General features: G+C 54.9%; 9 protein-coding genes and 1 pseudogene. 7 read left to right on the plus strand and 3 right to left on the minus strand.

Features of this window, described 5'->3' with window-relative positions; genetic code table 11:
• Window positions 1-17: 17 nt before the first annotated feature.
• Window positions 18-1,532 carry a stage V sporulation protein B gene (gene spoVB, locus ACP26L_RS10385; protein ID WP_426452451.1) on the minus strand — a complete coding sequence of 505 codons (1,515 nt, stop codon included), beginning with the start codon at window positions 1,530-1,532 and terminating at the stop codon, window positions 18-20.
• Window positions 1,533-1,811: 279 nt separating this feature from the next.
• Here spoVB and ACP26L_RS10390 point away from each other — a divergent pair, with 279 nt between their 5' ends.
• A complete protein-coding gene (locus tag ACP26L_RS10390) occupies window positions 1,812-5,246 on the plus strand; it encodes a hypothetical protein (RefSeq protein ID WP_426452452.1) in 3,435 nt (1,144 codons plus the stop codon).
• 593 nt (window positions 5,247-5,839) lie between these two features.
• On the opposite strand, the gene ACP26L_RS10395 is transcribed toward ACP26L_RS10390, so the two are convergent.
• Window positions 5,840-6,187, minus strand: a complete 348-nt coding sequence (locus ACP26L_RS10395; RefSeq protein ID WP_426452453.1) for a hypothetical protein — start codon at window positions 6,185-6,187, stop codon at window positions 5,840-5,842.
• Between the two features lie 98 nt (window positions 6,188-6,285).
• The gene (locus tag ACP26L_RS10400) at window positions 6,286-6,891 is read right to left on the minus strand and encodes a hypothetical protein (protein ID WP_426452454.1); all 606 of its coding nucleotides are present in this window, start codon (window positions 6,889-6,891) and stop codon (window positions 6,286-6,288) included.
• Here ACP26L_RS10400 and ACP26L_RS10405 point away from each other — a divergent pair.
• The 6 genes and pseudogenes from ACP26L_RS10405 to ACP26L_RS10430 form a co-directional block, all read left to right on the plus strand.
• Window positions 6,884-7,534 (plus strand): IS4 family transposase, encoded by a 651-nt coding sequence (locus tag ACP26L_RS10405; RefSeq protein WP_426452455.1) that lies wholly within the window; start codon window positions 6,884-6,886, stop codon window positions 7,532-7,534. The genes ACP26L_RS10400 and ACP26L_RS10405 overlap by 8 nt on opposite strands.
• Before the next feature lie 381 nt (window positions 7,535-7,915).
• Window positions 7,916-10,348, plus strand: a complete 2,433-nt coding sequence (locus tag ACP26L_RS10410) for a DUF7594 domain-containing protein (protein ID WP_426452456.1) — start codon at window positions 7,916-7,918, stop codon at window positions 10,346-10,348.
• 396 nt (window positions 10,349-10,744) lie between these two features.
• Window positions 10,745-12,067 (plus strand): ABC transporter substrate-binding protein, encoded by a 1,323-nt coding sequence (locus tag ACP26L_RS10415; protein WP_426452457.1) that lies wholly within the window; start codon window positions 10,745-10,747, stop codon window positions 12,065-12,067.
• Window positions 12,068-12,165: 98 nt separating this feature from the next.
• On the plus strand, window positions 12,166-13,098 hold the full coding sequence (locus tag ACP26L_RS10420) for a carbohydrate ABC transporter permease (RefSeq protein WP_426452458.1): 933 nt from the start codon (window positions 12,166-12,168) through the stop codon (window positions 13,096-13,098).
• A gap of 1 nt (window position 13,099) precedes the next feature.
• A complete protein-coding gene (locus ACP26L_RS10425) occupies window positions 13,100-13,930 on the plus strand; it encodes a carbohydrate ABC transporter permease (protein ID WP_426452459.1) in 831 nt (276 codons plus the stop codon).
• A 141-nt stretch (window positions 13,931-14,071) separates the two neighbouring features.
• Window positions 14,072-14,854: pseudogene (locus ACP26L_RS10430) on the plus strand (family 43 glycosylhydrolase); the annotation flags it as partial.
• Window positions 14,855-14,884: the final 30 nt, after the last annotated feature.

Genomic DNA, 14,884 nt, shown 5'->3' on the forward strand with positions numbered 1-14,884 from the left:
GCTGGTCGAGCTTATCACTATGAAAGAATTCTTCTGCTTCTCCGACTCCAGGCCATGGTAAAGGACAATACGGCGAAATAAACGAGCAGCGAGAAGACGACGGAACCGAGGGTGTTCCACAGCATGGGAAGGGCCAAGTGATCTAGATACCGGATACCCCAATGCCCGCAAAGTACCATGATGATCATGGCAAATGTGCCCCTCGCATAGGGGCGGATATCCCAGTAGAACCCGATGCTGCCGGTGATGGAGTTAAAGTTGAGTACCGTGATGAGCACGATGCTGAGGCCCAGCGCGAAAGCGATGCCGACAATGCCGAACTCGCTGCCAAGCACATAGATCGCAGCCACTTTGAACACCGTTGTAATGATGTAATTCCATAGGGTGGCATTCGCACGGCCAAGCCCCAGCAGGATGGCATGCAGCGGCGCATCGAAATAATGGAGGAAAAACATCGGCGCCAGGATTTTCAACAGATGGCCGGCTTCCGGCGCGTTATAAATGAGCGTAGTGAGCGGCGTGGACCAAACGTACAGGATGACAGTGGCCGGTGCCCCGATCAAAAAGCCCAGGCGCAAAGCCTGATCCATTCTTTCGTGCATGAGCAGGCTGTTCTTGTTGGCAGCCGCTTCGCTGATGGCCGGGATCAGAGCGGTGGAGAGGGATTGCGTGATAAAGCTGGGCATAAAGAGCAGCGGGAAAGCATATCCGGCAATCATCCCGAACTGTTTGGTGGCTAGCGCCGTGCTTACGCCGGCAGCAGCCAGGCTGGTCGTAATGAGCAGCGGTTGGAAGGCGCCGTAGAGCGAGTGAATCAACCCATTCCCGGTAGTCGGCAGGCCGATTCGAAGGAGCTCCGAGAGGGTGGACCGGCCCCTCCGAAGGTGGGCGCCCCATGTCTCGCCCGGCAGTTTGGCTTCCCCGCGCAGCTTGTAGCTTGCCAGCAGAAACAGCAGAGAGCTGATCTCGCTGATCACCGAGGCGGCCATAGCCCCGGCGGCGGCATAGGCAACGCCGTAGGGCAGCAGGACGTGTACCAAGGCCAGCACACATGCGATCTGCACGGTATTCTCCAATACGTCGGAGGCGGCGATGGTCTGCATTCGCTGCTTCCCGCGGAAGTAGCCCTTAAGTACCGCGGAGACGGCAACGATCGGCGCAATGGGCGTAATCGCGAGCATGGCGTAATAGGCTCGCTGATCGCTGAGAAGTAGGGAAGCAATCCACTCCGAGCCAAGAAGAGAGAGAGTCGTCAGCGTGACACTCAGGAATCCGGTAACGAATAAGGAGACGTGCAGGATCCGTCTCACCTTGGTCCGGTCCTCGCGGGCATCGGCCTCAGCGACCAGTTTGGAGATGGCGACAGGCAGGCCGAGCTCCGTAATGGTGATCACCAGCGGAACCAGGGGATGGGCCATCATCAACAGGCCGATCCCCTCGGCACCCAGCACCCGGGCTACGAACATACCGCTGATTAAACCTAAGATGCGGTTGATGAGAGCGGCGGCGGACAAGAATATCGTACCCCTCATGAAGGTTTGCGACGGTTTCGGTATCGGGACTCACATCCTTCAGTTGTTCAACTACTACCACTGTATTAGACTATTCGGAAAAAAATGTGAACATGCTTCCTAATCTCGTCGGTAGGTTTCTTGAGTTATCAACCCATCCGGTATATTTCAAACAACCGGTTGGACGAGAATCGGTGGAATCGCCAGCGATCAAACTACTGGATGACAGGAATCCCCACTACACTCAGGAGAGTTCCGGTTCGTAGGGGCCGGGCTGAAGGTGAAGATGGGGGGATCGCTGTGATCACAAAGATCGATCTATTGAAGGAATGGAACGTATCGCGAGCACTGGACGCGGAGAGCGGCTGTGCGCTTGCGGATTCCGTCACATTGGAGTACCCGACGCCTTCGAATGCCGCCAGCTGGTATGGGATTGGGTTCGAGCGTGGGAACGACACGTCCTTGGACGCGATGGGCTGGTATGGGTTGAAGCTCGATCTGCTCACCGATGCAGAGGAGGCGGAGATCGGAGTGACAGCCCGGTTCATGGATGGGCGGAGCGTAAGCACGGGACTCCTGCTGGCGGGACCCGCAGAGCACCGGGTAACTGTGAAGCTCACCGATTTTGAGATCGAAGGTGCCAAGGCCAACATCTGGAGGTTCCTGAAGAGCTTCGAGCTGCAGGGGGATGCGGTGCTTCTCTCCGCCCGTCTCGTACGGGGAGACCGGATCTATGTGGCGGCGAATGTGCTTGGTCAATCGGGGGCTGTGGGCGAGGACGTCATCTATACGATGAGCGTTCACAACTGCACGGATGTCCGGCAGCGTGTCTCGGTGAGACAGCTTTTCTATGGGTGGGAATCCCTGCTTCCCGCGATAACGCCGGAACAGTTTGTCCTGGAGCCGGGAGCCGGTCAGGAGATTACGGCTACAGTCACGGTGCATCCGGCGATGGTACCGGGAGGCCACGAAACGACAGTATTGCAGTTTACACCGAATGGTGACAGCGGCAGTGCCGTGAAGGTAGAGTTCAAGACGCTAAGGGGGCTGCCACACCCCTATATTTACCATAATGCGCAGCAGTGGCGCGAAACCCGGGAGAAGATCGACAAGTACCCGCAGTTCAAGCCAGGGGTTGATCAGATCCTTGCTGACGCGGACAACTGGGAAGTCAAGCCTCCGGTTCCGGTGGAGGAGCGGGATTACTGCTACGACACCCAGGAGGAGCATGGGATCATGTCGGCCGCTTACGCGTATGCGCTGACGGGCGAGACCCGGTATGCGGAGAAGGTGGCGCAGTTCCTGCGCTATTTTATCGACGAAGAGACAGGCTACCCCCGGAAGAAAAAAGGCTGCTCCCAAAGCTATGTCCAGGAAGGGCATTTTTTTCAGCATCTCGCCATTCCTTATGACATCATCCACAGCGCAGGCGTCCTGACACCGGACGAGCACAAGGGTGTGGAGAAGACGTTCCGGATCTATATGGATATTCTCGACCATCACATCCAGTACGGGCATATCTCGAATTGGCTGCTGTCCGAAATCACCGGGGCAATCTACTGCGCACTGGCGATCGAAGATATCGAACGGGCCCTGCGGTTCGTGTTCGGCCCGGGAGGGGCGGTCGACCAGTTGAAGTACGGTTTGTTTACTGACGGCTGGTGGTACGAATGCTCCGTCGGCTACAACACCTGGGTGTCTTCCATGTTTATCCATATTGCCCGCGCGCTGCTTCCCTTTGGATACAACATCCTGCATACGCACTTCGCGGTCCCCTTCAGTGACGAAGTGAACAGCACCTACCGCGGGGCGGATGCGGAAGTGAGGTTCGGGATGTACAACAAGAAGTGGGGCGGCAGCGTCAAGAACTATGTCTGCATCAAAGATATGTTCGACGCGACCCTTCCATTCCTGGATTACAGGGGAGTGCTGTTCGGCATCAGTGACTCGGACGAGAAGAAGCTGGAGGGGGTGCACTTCGGCTCCACCTATGACCTTGCCTACCACTATTACAAGGATCCGGAGTATATTCCGGTGATAAAGCAGAGCGTTCACGCCGATCCGATCTTCGGCCATGCCGAGCTGCCGGAAACTGCTTCCTCCTATGTCAAGAAGAATGCTTATTCGGATAATGTAGGCATTGCCATGCTGCGGAGCCAGACGCCGGGGCGGGAGCAGAGTGAGCAGATCCAGGCCGTTCTGCGGTACGGCTCGCATGGGTATGCCCACGGGCATTTTGACCGGACGGCTCTTCTGTCGGTGATGCGCTATGGACGCAGCTTCTTCAATCCGGAGCATGTATGGTGGGGCTACGCGCACTTCATGTACAAATTCTACGTGCAGAATTCGATGACGAAGAACATGGTGGTCGTCGACGACAAGGTTCAGGTGCCGAGCGATTCCAAGCGGCTCCTATTCTACAGCGGAGAAGCGATTCAGGCTGCGGCGGTCGAGACGAAATCAAGGTGGGCTTATCCGCCTTACGGCGGGATGGTGTACAACGACGACGAAACCCTGCAGGAGCGCTGCCGGAGGAACGCGAGCTCCCTGCCGGAGCTCGAAGATGCGCCGCCGTATGGCGAGATGTCCGATTTCACCGAACCAGTGCTCCAGAGACGGGTCATGGCCGTCACCGACGATTACATCGTCCTGTTCGATGATGTGCAGGGCGAGCGGGAGCATGAGTACAGCAGCCTGTTCCAGATCAAAGGCTACCAGGGGCTGCAGGCTGAAGTGCTGGAGAAGAAAGGACATACCGGCCAATGGACGGAGAATCCTTTGTCCGATGCGCAGTTTATCACAGACTGCCACTGGTATGAAGCGAGAGGGACCAGCACGGCCCGCTTCTGCACGATCTTCGGTGAAGGGGAGGATCAGCGGGGCAACCGGACGTTCCACAATACCCCGGGGGAGCTGCATATGGATGTGCATACCGCCTGGCCCCGCCAGACGCAGCAGGTCGTGGGCCTGGCAGCGGAGTATCACGGGATGACGATTCCTATGGAGTACCGGGTGGAGGTGGACGGAGCGGTAACGGCTCAAGGCGAATTCGGCGCCTGGCTGCTCGGTGAAGGCCGGTGCGATGTGAATCTGCTCGGGGCGGAGACCTTAACGCTGCGGGTGAAGCAGCAACCGACCTATAACGAACAGAACTATCCACAGAGAACGAAGCAGGGATTGTTCTGGGGCGAAGCTTACCTGGAGCTGGCAGATGGCAGCCGCAGGTACCTGAGCGATCTCAGTCCGCAGTATGATAATGTCGATCAGGGCTATGGCTTCGGCCGGGACTACGAGGGCGGCCGGGTGACGATCGTGGGCCGGGAGTACCCGGGTGCGATCCCGGCAAGCCCGGTAGACCACGACAGGGAAGGAGTCATCACGCTGGATCTGAGAGGCCATGGAGCCGTACGCTTCGTAGGGCTGATCGGCGCGGATGCCTTCCCGGGGGATGAGGAGCAGAGACGCCGGACCTACGGGGTCCGGACACGGGGCAGGGCTGCGCGCTTCATCACCGTCGTGGAGCCCTATGAAGCGGACGCCATGGTGAAGTCGGTCCGGTCGCACGATGAGCGCTCCGTGGAGGTGCTCCTGAAGGACGGGCGCACCCAAGTCATCACGGTGGATGGGCTTGGTGGGGAAGACCTTACCGTCCGGTTCACGGAGTACCGGGCGGGACAGCTGCTTCGCGAGGAGACGGCAGGGGAAGGGAAGCCATTAGCTGAGCAGGTGAGGTAAGGATCTGCGTATAGAATAAGTCCAATTGACCGTCTTCGGCCGGGGGGCAGCCCTGGAAGAAGACGGTTTTTTTGAAAAAAGCTCAACAAATACAGACAACTTTTCCTCCAAGCAAGTTTTCCGGAATGCAAAACACCATCCTCTTTGACTTTTTTTGAAACCGGTTTCCATATAGTGCTGAACATGCTGATCTTGCCGCGACAGAAACTAAGCGATAAAGTAAAGTTTACAAATATTACTCTAAATTCTATGGCGATAATTGGAAATAGAAAATGTTGTACAAAGAGGGGGGAATTGTTGACATGTTCATGGGATTTGCAAGTTCTTGTCAGAGGGAGGGGGATTATAGCTGATAAAATGCCCTGTGATGTGGAACGGGAGAGGCCCCTCCTTGCACAAATTATTTTTTTTATAAAGAGGCAGTAGATCCCTAAGAAGGATGGCAAACAGAGGCCGCTGGGCATCCCCATCGTTCGGGATCGGGTCATTCCGATGGCAGTGTGAAGGGTTGTCTAACGATCTTATGGGGAACCCTCACATATGATTTGATGAGGAGGGGCAGAACTTTATCTGCCCTTACTCGTGAAACGGGGTCAGCTTCTTTGTTTTTTCTGTGAAATGTCCAGCAGCTTGAAGAAAGTGGGGACATAGAGAAGGAGTGAGATCACGAAAATCGCTGCTTTCATTCGGGACGGCACAACAGGAGAGAAGATCAGGACGTTCAATGCAGCTGCGAGTAAAATTTCAACAGCGGTGAATGGATGAGGAATCATGCCTTTGAACGTAACATAATTTCTTCTGAGCATCAGGAATAGTCCGATCACCAGACACACTACCGTTACCGCCGGATGGAATCGGTCTGTAACGATGTAAATCCACAGCGGGCCATATAGAAAAAAGTAAACGACCATCGACAGCCATGCCATTTTACTCCAATTCATGAATTCCCTCCATTTGGATTCGTTTGTTCAACTGATTCAGGGAGAGGCCAGAAGTTCCTCTCCCTAAAGTATACTTTAAAATTCCAAGAAATGTAAAATTATTCCGTATCGATAACTGGTTTAGGGAACCAGCCGTCCCAAACAACTTTTATATACACACCTTTGTTGTTAGCAACGGCGATCGTACAGTAGTACATGAAGATGGCGATGCTTGCTCCGCCCATAAAGCCCCATACTGCGGCCAACCCTGCTCCTACAGGTCCTCCGGTAAGTGTTCCTAAAGCGGCAATCGAAAGGATTACAGCATCTGGTCCTGCAGCAATAGCGGCCCAAAGATACATTTTAATATCGCTATTGCTGAAGTGGATCGTCCAACTGGAAAAATAAAGATTAGGATTAACGGTCGATTCAGAAAGGCTTGGTTGTGAAGTACTGTTGCTTACCATCCTACTAGCGAGCTGTTGTGCTTTCGCAAGTTGTTCTTTGTTTTCGTTCGCGGCTTTTAGTACGGTTTTCAGAGTGGCGATATCGTTTTGGGTGTAATGATAAGCGCTTTCAAGTTCTGCGTCGCTGACTGAAATATTGATGTTACCTGAAGGATCCCTTGTGATTTTTTGAGCCAATCCGCTGTCTGTCAACTGCTTAACAAATCTGCTGGCCTCAGCAGAAGGAGCGAATTTGATATCGTGATTATTGTTGGCCAAGTGCAATCGACTTGATTCCACCACCATTGCGGTGGGGAAATCCCGGTTGCCTTGGGCTTTATTTCACGGAGAACGGGCGGGAATTAAGCTGCATGTATCGCTTGAGGCTGCTTCTTCCATGCCCCAAAAGGTCATTGAATCGATCGGATCGAAGCACGATGGCCCTGTCGGTGAAGGGCTTGCCGATAAAGAATATGTCTTGGTACAGGATCGGGCCTACGGAAAAATAGAGCGATTCGACCGTTATCAAGAAGAACGTCAGTCTTTTATCATCCGTTTAAAAGATAATGTTCATTTAGTTCGACCTCGAGCATTGCGTCGCCAAAAAGTAGATGGTTCGTCCCTTGTTCGCGATATAACATGTAAATTAGGTACGCTCCAGTGTCGCTTAGAGAAACGACATCTAGTAGTAATGTTCGAAGACAGACAAGGACATGAAATTCGTGTAGTGACCAATCTTTTGAAAGCTTCAGCGGAAGAAATAGCGCAAATTTATAAGACACGATGGGAAATTGAGACGTTCTTTCGGTGGATTAAACAGCACTTAAACGTCCCTGTTCTCTTCGGCACCACACAAAATGCAGTGTACGGTCAGTTGTACGCTGGCACTGATTATTTATGTCTTGTTGAAATGGCTGTTTGATACGACCCGCTCCATGATTCCGGCTTGCTTCGATCTGTCTTTTGTAAGATTTACCCGATTGCTCAGCTTAAATAAATTGCCCAGCAACTGGGTCATTCAATCGAACCTTGTTCTTAATAAGGTTCAAAAAAATAACTTAACAGAATTTGGTTAATCAATAGGCCTGGTTTTTTGTTTTTTTGAGAGAGAAGGGTAAGAATCACACTCCAATAATGTTACATAGTGATCCGATTGTTATTTATTACACTCGGTAATCCCTGTGGCGCCGTGGTATGTTTGCACCAAGAAGGGAGGTGACAGGCTTCCGCTGCACAGCGAATTGTGAACGCTTACGTAAGGTTTCCGCGAACGAATCATTCATTCTATTTCAGGAGGTATTTCATGACTAAGAGAAGAGCAAAATGGAAGAAAAGTGTCCTTGTGGGTCTGTGCACGGTTCTGCTTCCGGCGATGCTCGCGCCCTTGAACGTGCAGCCTGCTGCAGGAGCTGCCCCCGTTCTGAATCTGACCCCCGCCGCAGACAGCTATGTCAGCTCCCATGCGGCGGAGGTGAATTATGGGAAAGCCACTTCGATGGTGACCAAGCAGTCTGCTGGGAATGACCGGAGCGCTTATCTCCAATTCGACTTAAGCGGCATTCAGGGGACGATCATCTCGGCGAAGCTGAGGCTGTACACCACGAGCAAGACGGCTCATACGAGCCGTTCCATCTATGCCGTATCCATCGACAGCTGGACGGAAACCGGGCTTACGTATACCAACCGGCCGCCCGTCGGCAGTCAGGTCGGCGCCGGGGAAATCACCTCCTTGGGCTTGGCGGAGTTTGATGTGACCTCATATATTAAGGGCGAATACACCGGCGACAAGACGGCGAGCCTGTATATCAAGGACCCGGCTGCGAATAGCGAAGCGGGGGTCGAGTTCTATACGAAGGAGAATGGAACGAAGGTCCCGGTGCTTATCGTTACAACAGACACGGCAAGCACGGCACCGGCACCTTTCGTACATCCGGGCGGAATGTTCAAGCAGTCGGATCTCGATCGGATGAAATACATGGTGCAGGCCGGCGTCGAACCGTATATGACCTCCTTCAATGACCTGAAATCCGATGCGAAATCCAGTTATTCCTATACCATCAAAGGAGATCCAAGCTGGACGTCCGTACACAGGGAAGGCGCCCACCGGTCGGAATTCGAATCCGATGTCACGGCCGCCTACTTGAACGCCTTGATGTGGGCGATTACCGGAGATACGCGCCATGCCGACAAGGCGGTTCAGATCTTCAATACCTGGAGCAATCTGACAGAGGTAACCGGCGGCGGTACGGAGGCCCTGAATGCCGGCCTGTATGCCTGGAAGCTGGTCGAGGCGGCGGAGATCATCAAGAGCACCTACAGCGGGTGGGCGGCTGCGGATCTTCAGAAGTTCAAGGACATGCTCGTCTATCCCGGGTATTCCACTGCAGGCGTCCCTGCTGCGGTAACACAGAACAACGGAACCTTCTACTGGAGAATATACAACGGCGATCCGGGCCGCCACGGGAACCAGGATCTCATCGCTTGGAGAGCGATGATTACGATGGGTGTCTTCCTTGACAATCGGACCATGTATGACAGGGCTCTGCGTTATTTCAAAGGACTGCCCCACAGACCGGACGATATCCCCTACGCCTCCGGACCTTCAAGCTCGGGAACCCAGCTGGCGACGAATACGTACTTCGATACGTTCCAGCCAAACCGCCAGAGCACGACGCCAGACTGGGGCTATAACGGCGTCCTCCAGCATTATATCTGGGAGAACGGACAGAATCAGGAGAGCTCGCGTGACCAGCAGCATGCCTTCTTCGGAGTGGGAACGGCAGCGGGCATAGCCGAGGTGGCATGGAATCAGGGCGACGACGTGTGGAATGCATGGGATAACCGGCTGCTGAAGGGCTTCGAATTTATGGCGCGCTACAATACGTCCTATATTGCCTCCTTCCCGGATCAGACGACACCTTGGGAGCCCGATAACTTCATTCAGCGGACGGACCGGACCGGAAGATGGTTCTCCAAACAGATCAATCCGCATTTCGAGAGTGATTTTGTCAAAGTGAGCCGGGGCGACTTCCCGGGCAAACGGCCGGTCTACGAGCAGGCGTTGGCCCATTTCCAGGTGAGGATGGGACAGGGCAGCTCCGCCCCTTGGACGGAGAGATCACGAGATGTGGCGATCAGTAAGTCCGGCTATGAGCAAACCGGCTGGAGCCTGGATCATCCCGGTTGGGGAGCGCTCACGTTCCGCAGGCCGGTCCTGGCGGCAGGCGATCCGGTCAAGGGCTTCACGAACGGGGTTCCGACCTTCGGAATTCATGTTCTGCCCGGAACCGTCGAAGCCGAGCACTATGATCATTTCCCTGCGAGCGGCGAAGGACGGACGTATCACGATCTCTCTGCCGGCAATTCAGGGGGGCAGTACCGCGGGGACAGCGTCGATATTCAGCCCGTCTCCACCGGCGGTTATGCGCTGACCGATCTGGACGCCGGCGAATGGTTCACCTATACGGTGAACGTTCCGACCGCAGGCAAGTACAAGGTCAGTGTCGATTACGCTTCCCCAAGCGGCGGTGGAGCAGTCAAGTTTGCCTTTAACGGCACCGATGCCGGAACGGAGACCCCGCTCCCCGCAACGGGCAGTCTAACCGCCTGGTCGACGTACACGCCGGTCCGTTCGGTGACGTTAACCGCAGGGGTGCAGACGATACGGGTATTCATCGGCGGCACTTCGGATCGGTTCCAGCTGAACCGGATCAAAGTAGAAGCGGTGAACGAATAGGTAAAAAGGCTGGATGCTTAAAACCCCTTTATTCCATTGAGATCACCAACGGAATAAAGGGGTTTTTGCTAGTGGAGTCAATCAATCCCGTGATCACGCACAAATGTGGATGCCGATCCTTCGTTGGATGGGTATGGGATGGAAGAGCGGAGCGATCGCCTTAGAGGTCGTGTCCATACCTATGGATAATCTATTTATCCGGACACGGCTTCAGCAGCGGCTGGAACCCAATATCCATTCCGTCCGAAGCACCTAAGGCATGGGATTCCATGGTGTTTAGCGTTTTGATAATTGAAGGTTCTTAAATACCCGCATATCGCGCTTAAAAAAACGCATTTGAACAAAGAAGGCCCTATGGTAGTCTTAGTTCATAGACGAAGGGGAGGTTCTTACCACATGAGCAAACGATCGTTCCTGAAGGTATTGGCGGGCACTGCAGCCCTGAGCCTGGTGATTACCGCATGCGGGGGCAGCGAGGAGAAGAGTGGAGGGGCAGGGTCATCGGCCGATCCGGAGAAGAAAGAGGTGTCGTTCACGCTCGCCTATGCGACGGGAGATCCGGCGACCAAGCAGGCGATGGCGGATGCCGTGGACGCTTTTATGAAAGCGAACCCATCGATCAAGATCAAAAACATCAGTGAGGGCGGGTCGGCTGCATACCTCGACTGGCTGAAGACAAAAGATGCCGTAGGCGAGTTCCCGGATCTGGTGGAGATGAGAGATACGCAGCTCTTCGCAGACGCGGGCAAAATCGCGGAGCTCCCGTCGGACCTGCACGGTTTATTCGAGAGCATCCCGCAGGTCAATAACAATTCTTATGTCGCTCCGATCGTTCTGCCCGGGCCGCAGGGGATGATCTACAACAAGAAGATGTATGAGGACGCCGGCATTACGGAAGAGCCCAAGACCTATGCGGATTTCATCGCCGCCCAGGAGAAGCTGAAGGCCAAGGGCGTCTCGCCGATTGTGGTCGGCGGCAAGGATATTTTTCACTGGGGCTTTTGGATCAACAAATTCCTGATCGACGAAGTATACATCAAGAATCCGGATTGGAACAGCCAGCGTACGGCGGGCAAAGTGAGCTTCACGGACGAAGGGCCGATGAAGGCCATGCAAAAATTCTCGGATCTGTTCAGCAAAGGCTACGTGGACAAAGGCTATCTGAGCACGGCGGATAACCAGACGGCATCGATGCTCGTAACCGGCAAAGCGTCTGCGCTTTACTCGGGCCCTTGGATGTTCGCACAGATCAAGCAGGCGGACCCGAACTTCGACTTCGGCTGGTATCCGGTGCCGGATGAGCAGGGCGGCGTCAATGTAGTCGGTCTTCCGCAGCCGTCGGGCTGGGCGCTGTCCGCAAGTGCCGCGAAGGATGCGGACAAGACGGCAGCGATGAAAGAATATATCCGATTCTTCTTCAGCAAAGAACAGTACGCCAAGTTCCTGCAGGCGATCAACGGCATACCGGCCACCAAAGAGAAAGTGACGTACGAATCGATGCCTCAGATGAAGGAAGTCATCGACATGATGGCGGACCCGAAGGTGAAGAAGTCGCTTCAGATGAACAACTTCTGGGGGGAGAATCTGATCCCGCCGCAATTCCGCAACTGGTTCTACAAGATGGCCCAGGAATGGCTGACCAAGGGCGACTTCGGCACTGAATATATGAAGAAAGCCGATGTGGAGTGGGATACCGAAGTCAAGGCGATGCAGAAGTAAGCAAGTGAGGTTGTATAGAAAGAAAGAGAGGGAGCCTCTGCTGAACGGACGGCGGAGGCTTTCGTTTCTACCAGCAAGCCGGATAGGAGTGAGCGCGCATGGCAATGAATCTGGCGAGCCCCGGGAGGGCCGCAGAGACCATGACTGTAAAGAGAAAGAGACCCTGGATTTCGTTTTCCGTCTTATTTATTCTGCCTTCTTTTCTGCTGTATACCTTGTTCGTGATCGTACCGACGTTCAGCAGCATCTACCTCAGCTTCACCTCATGGGACGGGGTCAGTACGGATATCCGGTATATCGGATTCGATAACTTCGTGGAGATGTGGCACAGCGAGCGGGTGCACAATGCGCTGAAGAACACCCTTATTCTCTCGGCCGTGCTCGTGGTGCTGGAGAATGTCACAGCCATCGCGCTGGCCATTGTGGTAGACCAAGTCCGCTGGTTCCGGAACCTGTTCCGCAGTGTGTTCTACTTCCCGGTCCTGCTCAGCGGCATCGTCATGGGCTTCGTGTGGACGATCATCCTCAACTACAACTTCGGGGTGGTCACACAGCTGCTCGATGGAATGGGGCTTGGTGGCTTGAAGATCGACTGGCTCGGCAACCCCGATTATGCGCTGCTTGCCATCATCATGACAACGGTCTGGAAATCGTCCGGTTATTATATGATCATCTACCTCGCAGGCCTGCAGGGCATTCCGGCGGAATTAACGGAAGCGGCGTCGATCGACGGGGCGAACCGGTGGCAGCAGTTCCGGCATATTACCTTCCCGCTGCTCGCCGGAGCCATGACCGTATGCGTGATGCTGTCGATGATCGCGTCGCTCAAGATTTTCGACCAGATCGCGGTCATGACGGACGGCGGACCTGGCTTCGCCACCGAGACCCTGACCTACATCGTATACAAGGTCGGCTTCGGCGAGCTTCGCCAAGGCTACGGAACCGCGCTGTCCCTAGTCCTATTCCTGCTGATCCTGATCGTATCGCTGATCCAGATTCGTATACTGCGCAAGAGAGAGGTGCAGATGTAGCATGAAAACACAGAACAAAATCTTCGACATCCTGCTCTTTGCGGCTGCCCTTCTGCTCGCGGTGATCTTCTTCTTCCCGATTTACTTCAGCTTGATCTCGGCTTTCAAGAGCAACGGTGAGATTCTGCGCAGCGCCGTCGCTTTCCCCCAGACCTTCTATGTGGAGAGCTTCAAGTACCTTTGGACGAAGACGGACTTCCCGGAGGCCATGGTCAACAGCGTCATCCTCACGGTAACCTCCATCGTACTCATGATCGCCGTGATCCCGATGGCCGCTTACGCCATTGAGCGGACGAACAAGAAGTGGACGAACGCGGCGTACATGTACTTCCTCGCCGGCATGATGATCCCGTTCCAGGTCTACATGATTCCGCTGTTCAAGGAAATGAAGCTGCTCGGTCTGTACGGCTCTCTGAGCGCCCCGATCCTGATCTACCTGTCGGGCTCGGTCGGCTTCGGCGTCCTGCTCTACACGAGCTTCATCAAGGGCATCCCGAGGGAGATCGAGGAGGCGGCGTCGATCGACGGCTGTTCGAGCTACGGGATTTTCTGGCGGATCGTGTTCCCGCTGCTCGGTCCGTGCACGGCAAGCATGGTCGTATTGAACGGCCTTGGCATCTGGAACGACTTCCTGATGCCGATGCTCGTGCTTCCATCCGGGGAGCCGAAGACGATGATCGTCGAGATTTTCAAATTCGTCGGCGAGCTGGCTTCGCAGTGGGACATGGTATTCGCCGGTACGGCGATCTCGATCATCCCCGTCTTGATCGCCTTCGTCGCGCTTCAGAAGTATTTCGTCAAAGGCGTTGCCGCCGGTGCCACCAAGGGGTAGCGGTTCATCCATCCAACGGAAACGGCAAAAAGGCAGGTTTACTGCCCAAAGTCATCCAGGGAAACGCATCAGTGAAACTCAAGCTGATGCTTTTTTCATGCAGGCCAACGTATGGCGTTCCAGAAAGGGGATCTCTTCTTCATGAACATCACCAATCCGATTCTTCTCGGCTTCCAGCCGGACGCTTCCATCCTCCGGGTGGGGGACGATTATTACATCGCCACCTCGACATTCGAGTGGTTCCCGGGTGTCGTCATTCATCACTCCAGGGACCTGGTCCATTGGCGGCCGCTGACCAGACCCCTGGACCGGCTGAGTCAGCTTGATCTGCTCGGGGCTCCCAGCTCCGGCGGTATCTGGGCTCCGGCGCTCAGCTATGACAACGGCACTTTCTACTTGTGTGTTACGGATGTCAAAGCCCGCCGAGGCGTCTACAAAGACCTGCATAACTATCTGGTGACCGCTCCATCGATCACGAGTCCATGGTCGGACCCTATCTACCTGAACTCCAGCGGGTTCGACCATTTTTTGTTCCACGATACGGACGGGCGCAAGTGGCTGTTCAATATGCAGTGGGACTTCCGCAAGGAGAAGAGCCGGTTCGCAGGCATCCTCATGCAGGAATACAGCGAGGCCGAGCGCAGGCTGGTCGGACCCATTCTGACCACGGCAGGGCACCCGGATCACCCACTGCAAAAAGCGGGCCACGGATATCTGGTCGAAACGCAGCACGGTGAGTGGTACATGGTGCATATCTGCAGCCGGCAGCTCCCGGACGGCAGCGGCCTGAGCCCGCTCGGAAGGGAAACCGCGATCCAGAAGGTCGTCTGGACCGAGGACGGGTGGCTGCGGCTTGCCTCAGGGGGAAGGCTGCCCGAGCTCGAGGTGCCTGCGCCTGATCTGCCACCGCATCCTTTTGCGGCCATTGAAGTAACGGGCAGGATAGCGTGGAGG

This window comes from Paenibacillus sp. S-38 (assembly GCF_049942825.1).
Taxonomy (GTDB): Bacteria; Bacillota; Bacilli; order Paenibacillales; family NBRC-103111; genus Paenibacillus_G.

Coding starts and splice junctions, on each gene's coding strand:
- spoVB (WP_426452451.1), bottom strand. CDS start 1,532: ATGAGGGGTACGATATTCTTGTCCGCCGCCGCTCTCATCAACCGCATC.
- ACP26L_RS10395 (WP_426452453.1), bottom strand. CDS start 6,187: ATGAATTGGAGTAAAATGGCATGGCTGTCGATGGTCGTTTACTTTTTT.
- ACP26L_RS10410 (WP_426452456.1), top strand. CDS start 7,916: ATGACTAAGAGAAGAGCAAAATGGAAGAAAAGTGTCCTTGTGGGTCTG.
- ACP26L_RS10420 (WP_426452458.1), top strand. CDS start 12,166: ATGGCAATGAATCTGGCGAGCCCCGGGAGGGCCGCAGAGACCATGACT.
- ACP26L_RS10425 (WP_426452459.1), top strand. CDS start 13,100: ATGAAAACACAGAACAAAATCTTCGACATCCTGCTCTTTGCGGCTGCC.
- ACP26L_RS10415 (WP_426452457.1), top strand. CDS start 10,745: ATGAGCAAACGATCGTTCCTGAAGGTATTGGCGGGCACTGCAGCCCTG.